Source organism: Pseudovibrio sp. Ad46, assembly GCF_001623065.1.
In the GTDB taxonomy this organism is placed as follows: domain Bacteria; phylum Pseudomonadota; class Alphaproteobacteria; order Rhizobiales; family Stappiaceae; genus Pseudovibrio.
Map to the genome: position 1 here is coordinate 234,921 of NZ_LMCG01000068.1, position 8,390 is coordinate 243,310.

Consider the following 8,390-nt stretch of genomic DNA (forward strand, 5'->3'; position numbering starts at 1 on the left):
CTAAACGGACGTGTGGACTGAGAGTAAGTACAAATAACTCTCAGTAATATAAATTTTTATTCAATTACACAATCAATGATAGTTGTTTCATGGAAGAAACCAATCCTCGCAACCAGGTTACGATGAACCCAGGTGACCTAGGCAATGTCGTGTCGCACATAGAACAAGTTGCGACGAAAAATGCTTCAAATCCAGCCTTAGTGGGGGATGGAAAGACTATCAGTTACCGCGAAATGCTTGCCGCAACAGCCCAACTTGCAAGCGTTCTGCAATCCAACGCGGTTGGGCCCGAAGTTACTGTTGCAGTGTGTATGCCTCGCACTCCAGAAGCCATAATAGCGTTGCTTGCCATTCATAAAGCTGGAGGAGTTTATGTCCCGCTGGACAATACTCTCCCACGCAAACGGCTTGAGTTCATGCTTAAGGACAGCAAGGCCAGTGTCGTTGTGTGCACTGACGAAACAGCGTCTCTTGTGAAGGAGTTATCTGCCGAGATACCGAACTCATTGCAGATCATTAATTATTCTAAGCTGGATCCAACTCCCTTCACTAGCAGCACAAGCCAATCGGTTAAACCAGATCAGCTTGCTTACATCATCTACACTTCAGGCTCTACGGGACAGCCCAAGGGTGTCATGGTTGAGCATCGTGGTCTGCTAAATCTAGCCTTGGAGCAAGCGCGCTGTTTTGGTTTGGATGAGAGCTCTCGCGTCCTTCAGTTCGCATCTTTAGGTTTTGATGCTTCAATATCTGAAATTCTGGTGAGTTTGTGCTGCGGAGCTCAGCTTCATTTTGCACCCGACGGCACGCTGTTAGCCGGAGATGCATTGAAGCACATTATTAAAGACAGAAGTATTTCTCATCTAACAGTGCCTCCCTCTCTTGCCAGTCGCATGGACCCGTTGGATTATTCGAGCCTAAAGACAGTGGTGGTCGCGGGTGAGGCAATGCCGTGGTCACTCGTGGAACGCTGGTCCGGGCACGTTAACCTGATAAATGCATATGGTCCGACTGAAAACACTGTATGCGCCACACTTTTCAAGACCAACGGTGAGACTGGTAGTTCGGATACAGTTCCGATAGGCAAGCCGATCTCAAACGTTGATGTCCATGTTCTCGATGATGATCTGAAACAAGTGAAAGATGGTGGGGTCGGCACCCTGTGGTTGGGCGGTATCGGGTTAGCCCGTGGATACAAGAACCAGCCAGATCTTACTGCGAAAGTATTCCGTTCCGTCCCCGGCATTGCAACTGGTCGGCTCTATAACACAGGAGACCGCGCGCGACGACTTGCAGATGGAACGTTGGAGTTCCTCGGTCGTCTGGATGAGCAGGTCAAGGTGCGTGGCTATCGTGTTGAATTGCAGGAAGTTGAGAAGTGTTTTTCTAAGCTTGAATGCATAGAGCACGCTCATGTTACCGCGACAACAGCCTACTCAAAGAACCCGGAAATCCTCGCTTATTTCACTTCGCGAGATGGTGCTCTTGTCCCTGGCGTAGACGAGTTTAAAACGAACCTCTCCGCCTTCTTGCCAAACTATATGGTACCGAGCGCGTTTATTCACCTCGATGAGTTCCCTCTAAATGTAAATGGCAAGATAGATCGAAAAGCGCTTCCAGCTCCTGACAGATATGCCCGCGGCGCGCAGTCAAATGAGCTTCCGAGCACAGAAACGCAACAGATCCTCGCTGGTTTTTGGAAAGATCTGCTCCACGTCGAAACGGTCTTTTGTAATGACACACTTCAAACTCTGGGAGGCTCTTCCCTTGATGCTGTTCAGTTTCTCACGCGGTGCCGTGAACGGTTTGGTCCAGTCCTCTCACTAGAAGATGTATTTACCGGAAAGAAACTCAGCGAACTCGCGGCAAAAATCCAAACTTCAGAAGAACCAGACAGATCCGAGAGGTCTTTGACTGATTATGATCTGGAAAGAACCACCTTCCCCGTTTCTCATCAACAAAACGGAGTGTGGTTACTGGAAAAACTAACGCCGGGCTCTCTTGCATACAACGCTCAATGCCTGATCCGGATGCAGGGCAAAGTAGATGCGTCCGCGTTGCAGTCAGCATTGGACCTGATTGTCGAGCGTCATGAGATTTTTCGCACCACGTTTCACGAGGATGCTTCTGGTACGACCTGTCAGAAAGTTCATCAACCTGTGCCTGCCCGATTGGATCTGGTGGACCTGAACACCTCAATGGATAGCCCAGAGCTCTGGAAGGCTGTTGATCGCGAGGTCTCAAAACCCTTTGACGCCAGCTGCTTGCCATTGGCTCGCTGGGTATTGTTCAAGCTTGATGATAGCTCCTCCGCTCTCTTGCACATTGAACATCACCTTGTTCATGACGGTTGGAGCGCGAATATCTTTCTTTCAGAGTTTCTGGAGGCTTATGAGTCTTTCGCAGATGGAGCACTGCCCAATCTCGCTCCTGTCCCTGCCCAGTACCGGCATTACGTGGGATGGCAGCAGAGTGAAGATGCAGAAAAAACCTATGAAAAACAGCTGATCTATTGGAAAGAACAGCTCTCAGGCGCCAACTTTACTCTCGCTCTCCCAACAGATGCCTCACGCCCTGAAACGATGTCGTTCAAAGGCAAACAGTCCCGTTTGGAACTAACAGGGCCGCTGCTTCAAAAACTGGAAGCTTACTGCAAGGCCAGTGGTCACACAGATTATACTGTGCTGCTCGGTGTCTTCCATCTTCTACTCTCCCGCTACACAGGTCAAAAAGATCTACTCACAGGCAGCGCCGTCGCAAACCGGAAAACCAGCTTTTCAGAACATATGCTGGGCATGTTTGTGAACAGTGTCGTTATTCGCTCTGATCTGACTAACAACCCAAGTTTTTCGGAGTATCTGAACCGACTGCGAAGCACACTCTCCAGCGCTTATGACAATGAAGAAGTGCCGTTTGAACGAGTTGTCCGAGCGCTGCAGCCTGAACGGGACCTTTCCAGAAACCCCATTTTCCAAGTTGGTTTTAGTTACCACAACTCAAAGGTACCAGAGCTTGCGCGAGATGATCTGAACGTCTCGCTGTACGAAGCCTACAGCAACAACTCTGCCAAATTTGATATTGAGGTGGTCATTCTACCCCGTTCCTCTGACAACTCTGATATCCCGGCGCTGACTCTTTTGTGGAACTATGCGACAGACCTCTTTCAACCTCAAACCATAGAACGCATGCAGGAAAATTTCTTCGCATTGCTGGAGCAGTGTTTATCTGAGCCGAGCCTGTCAGTTGCCAGTTTCAGCGCAGTTTGCGAAGAAGAACGAAATCATCTGCTCTCGCTCAGCGCGCCTACCCAACCGACCAAGACCAGAGCACCAAGTCCGGTCGTTCATAGACTGGAACAGCTCGCAAAATCCCAGCCTCAGCACACCGCGATCCTTCAGGATGAAACATCCCTTTCCTACGGTGAATTAGAAAAGCAAGCGTCATGCTTGGCCATGAAGCTACGTGTTCATGGTGTAGGTAAGGAGAAGCTGGTCGGCGTTTGTATGGAACGAAACGCCGATTTGATCGTGGCACTGCTGGCAATCTGGAAAGCTGGTGGAGCATATCTTCCAATCGATCCCGCACTGCCAGAAGCGCGGAAGGCCTTTATTCTCCAGGACAGTGCGCCAGATTTGATCTTATGCTGCCGTGCAACGCACCAATCTCTTGCAAGTTTGCCGGACAATCAAAATCTCTATGTTTTTGAAGATCTTGCAGAAACCACAGACCACTCAGTGCCGATGGGTCCTACGCTGGAGCCTGTCTGCGGTGAGGATCTTGCCTATGTCATCTACACTTCAGGATCTACCGGGCAACCCAAAGGCGTTCAAATTGAACATCGGCACATTGCCCGATTGATTGACACCTGCCAGCCACTGTTCAACTTCACATCTTCTGATGTCTGGTCCTTCTTCCATTCCTACGCATTTGACTTTTCGATTTGGGAGATATGGGGAGCTCTTTCTACGGGCGGCTCTGTTGCAATTGTGCCAGAGGATGTGCGCCGTGATCCCGCTCAGTTCTACGCTTTGTGCTGTAACCAAGGGGTAACAATTCTCAGTCAAACACCTTCCGCCTTTCGTGCTTTCATGGTGGCACAGGCCGAAGCCAACACGCCACATGCATTGCGCTCAGTGGTGTTTGGTGGTGAAGCCCTTTCAACACCGATGCTCAAAAGCTGGTTTGATAACCCTGGCAATGCGGGCTGTCAGATGGTGAACATGTACGGGATCACAGAAACCACCGTACATGTTTCCTACAAAGAGCTCACAGCTGAGAACATTCATCACTATTCAGAAAGCAGTCCCATTGGTCGCCAGTTGGATGATCTGAGCCTTCATGTATTGGATGATAACCTCATGCCTGTGCCCTTCGGTGCAGCCGGAGAGTTATATGTCGGTGGAGCTGGCGTTGCACGAGGCTACCTTAACCGTCCTGCCTTAAACGCGGAGCGGTTCATTGAGAATCCGTTTCTACCCGGTGATCGCCTGTATAGAACAGGGGATCTGGCTAGGTATGCAACTGACGGCACCTTGTTGTATCTGGGCCGCAACGACAGTCAGGTGAAAGTGCGCGGATACCGCATCGAACTGGGCGAAGTCGAAGCCGCTCTCGCCACCCACGATGAGCTTCAGCACGTTGTAGTCACCTGCAGAAATGAAGCCACAAGCGATGCCCTGCTGGTCGCCTACTATGTGCCCGTGGCACAAAGAACAGGCTTGGACACCAACACGCTCCATTCTTTTGCAGCTAATCTTCTGCCAAGCTACATGGTGCCCTCAGTATTCGTGGAGTTAGAGGCGCTACCGCTGACCCAGAACGGTAAACTGGACCACAAAGCGCTTGAAAGATACAACGTTACACAGACCAAAAGCAACACCTTGGTAGGTCCAGAGGGGGACCGCGAAACGCTGTTAGCTCAGGTTTGGGCGGATATTCTGAAGGTCAAACAGGTTGGCCGCTTTGACAACTTTTTCGAGCTTGGTGGTCACTCACTCTTAGCTGCAAGAGTGCAGGCCTCTCTGCATGCAAAAGGCTTCCATCTGGCAGCGGTGGATTTGCTACGCAGGCCAGTGCTCAAGGATCTTGCGCAACACATTCAATCCAGTGCCCAACAGAGTTCAACTGCTGGAGAAACCGACACCAACCAAAGCCCAATGTCTATCTCCGGCCTTTCGCAAATGCAGATCAAGCATGTTGCAGGCTCGGTGTCCGGTGGCATCCAAAATGTAAAAGACATTTACCCTCTGACACCATTACAGGAAGGTATTTACTTCCATCATCGGCTTTCAGAACAAGGGGATCCTTATCTGCTCTGGAGCCTGATGGCATTTGAGACCGCTGAAGCATTGCAGAGCTATCTTGCGGCCCTCCAAAAGGTCATGGATCGCCACGACATTTTGCGCACAGTGTTTGTGTCCGAAGGGCTGGAAAAGCCACTTCAGGTTGTTCTCAAGACTGTTGAGCTGAAAACCTGCGAGTTGGAGACTGATAGCCTTGAAGGGACTGGAGATGCAGTTGCAAAGCTTCAGGCCTTGTTTGATCCACGAGTAACAAAAGTTGATCTTCGCGAACCCTCCCTTCTTCGCGTTCATTATTGCTATGATGCTGACAAAAAACGCTGGTTAGCTCTTAAACTATTCCACCACATTATCGACGACAACACATCACTCAAGCAGCTGAATGCTGAGGTCAAAGCATTCATGATGGGGCAAGGTGAGATGTTGCCTTCCCCTGTTCAGTTTGGAGAATATGTTGCGTTCCAACAGGGGCAGAGCCGCAAGGAGGACACACACAACTTCTTTCGTGACCTGTTCACTGGGTTTGAAAGCGCCACTGAACCCTTTGGCCTTACAGGTGAACATGTTCATGGTGCGGATCTGGATACTGATAGCACCAGTACCAACAGCACGCTCACTGCAGACATCAGAGAACTTGCCAGCCGATTAGGGGTGAGTACAGCTTCAGTGTTTCATTTCGTCTGGGCTCTGGTCATGGCAAGGTGTTCTGGGCAGGATGATATTTGCTTTGCCACAGTTCTCCTTGGTCGATTGCAGGGGCTCGAAAATGCTGAGCGGATACTGGGGCCCTTCATCAACACCCTCCCCTTGCGCATCCAGCTTGCTGACCGGGATTGGGTGAGCGCCCTTCGTGCTGTCCACCAGACACTTGTCGATCTGATGCACCACGAGTTCTCCTCGCTAACCGATGCGATTGAAGCCAGTGGAGTGGACCGTGCTACACCACTCATCACTTCGTTGATCAACTTTCGCCATGCCGAGCTTCTGTCAGATGGGTCTCAAGGCACCTCTCACCGCGATTTACCAGGCGCCAGGTACCTCGCCGGCCATTATGGCACCAGTTACCCGTTCAACCTGACAATTGACGACTTCGGGGGGACATTCAAAGTCCAGACACAGGCCCCACATGGCTGCAATGCATCTGCGCTTTTGAGGATGATGCAGGAGGGCCTGCAACACCTCACAAAAATCTATCCAGAAGCTGAAACGACGCCAACACATCAACTTGTTGGTTTAGATCGGGATCTGGAGACCAAGCTCCTTGAATTTGCAGAAGGAGCAGAGTTTTCAGAGAGTTCAAACACACTCCATGGCGGCTTTGAAGTCGCTGCTGCGGCACGCGGTGATAAGGTTGCCTTGATCACTGATGAACTCCAACTCACTTATGCTCAGGTGAACAGCAGGGCCAACAAGCTTGCCAGATACCTGGTTTCCAAAGGCGTTGGATATCAAGACCGTGTTGCGGTGTGCATGCAGAAATCCGCTGATGCCGTCATCGCGCTCATCGCCATCCTGAAAACCGGCGCAGCCTATGTCCCAATTGATGCAAGCTATCCCTTTGAGCGCATCACTTATCTGATTGAAGACAGCGCTCCGGCTCTGGTTCTGTGTGATGATGTCACCCTACCTCAAATGACAGAGATGTGTGTTTCTGAGAAGCTGATCAATCTGGATCAGCCTGATCCATGCTGGCAGGCGCTTGGCGAAGACAACTTGAACGCATCGGTTTCCCGCGAAGACACAGCTTATGTAATCTACACCTCTGGCACCACGGGCAAACCTAAGGGCGTGATGGTACCGCACAAAGGTCCGGTTAATCTCGTTGCATGGTTCCAGCAGCAAGGACAAATCACGCAGCAAGACAGAGTTCTCCTGTCCACCTCTCTCACCTTTGACATCTCAGTGGTTGAGATATTCGCCAGCCTTACCTGTGGTGCAAGCCTAATTGTGGCGGATCGCTCCCGCTTACTGGAAGGCAAGTATCTGGTTGAACTCATAGGTGAGTATCAGGTCACAGTCTGCCAGTTCGTCCCTTCTTTGTTGGGCTTCTTCCTGTCGTGTGAAGGGGCTGACACTTGCTCGAGCTTGCGGTCTGTGCTGTGCGGTGGTGAGGCCTTTTCTTCCTATCTGGCAAAGCGCTGTTTCGAAGTATTGGGGCCTGTACGTCTGCAGAACCTTTATGGACCTACTGAGGCAAGCATATATTGCACAGCGCAAGAGGTTGAACATCACGCAGATTATCCGCCAGTTGTTCCTATAGGCCGCCCCATCGCAGGCATGACTATGTATGTTCTGGATCAACATCTGGCACTTGCCGCTCCCGGAGTGGCGGGGGATCTTTATGTTGCTGGCCCAGGTGTTGCAACCGGATACCTGAACCGCCCAGAACTCACAGCAGAACGTTTTATTGATATCCCGTTCAAAGCTGGAGAGCGCCTTTATAAAACTGGTGATGTTGGGCGCTATCTGAAAGATGGCACTATTGAGTATTTGGGGCGAGATGACTTCCAGATCAAAGTGCGTGGCTATCGGATTGAGCCCGGCGAGATCGAACAGGCCTTGTGTCAGAGTGAAGGCGTGTCCAATGCTGTCGTTGTGGCCCATCAGGATCAGGCCAAAGACGCGCAACTGGTAGCCTATGTATGCCCTGATAAAGGCGCTGGCCAACTAGAACCTGCTGTATTGCGTACCATCCTTGCCAGCCAATTGCCGGAGTATATGGTGCCGGGGCTCTATGTGCAGCTGGATACCTTGCCTTTGACGTCTAACGGCAAAATAGACCGTAGCCAGCTTCCGAAGCCCGATAGCGGCAGTGTTCAGCCGATCACCAGCTACGTGCCCCCTGAAACCCCAATGGAAGAGGAGCTTGCACGTATCTGGGCCGAGGTGCTGCAGCTGGAGCGTGTCGGCATACGCGACAACTTCTTCGACATTGGCGGACATTCTCTTCGTGCCACACGCATTATTGCCCGAATGCATGATGTGTTGGGAATGGAAGTGCCGCTGCGCATCTTTTTCGAGCGCACCACCATTGAGCAGACACTCGATTACATTTTTGAAGAGCTGGAAGCAGCCGAAGAATATTCCTGA

Annotated in this window: 1 protein-coding gene; it reads left to right on the forward strand. The window is 51.0% G+C overall.

What is annotated here, in order from left to right:
• Window positions 1-89 precede the first annotated feature (89 nt).
• On the forward strand, window positions 90-8,390 hold the full coding sequence (locus tag PsAD46_RS18335; protein WP_063307554.1) for a non-ribosomal peptide synthetase: 8,301 nt from the start codon (window positions 90-92) through the stop codon (window positions 8,388-8,390).

Excerpts from the sequence above, each read along its gene's own strand:
- PsAD46_RS18335 (WP_063307554.1), top strand. The coding sequence starts at position 90 with ATGGAAGAAACCAATCCTCGCAACCAGGTTACGATGAACCCAGGTGAC.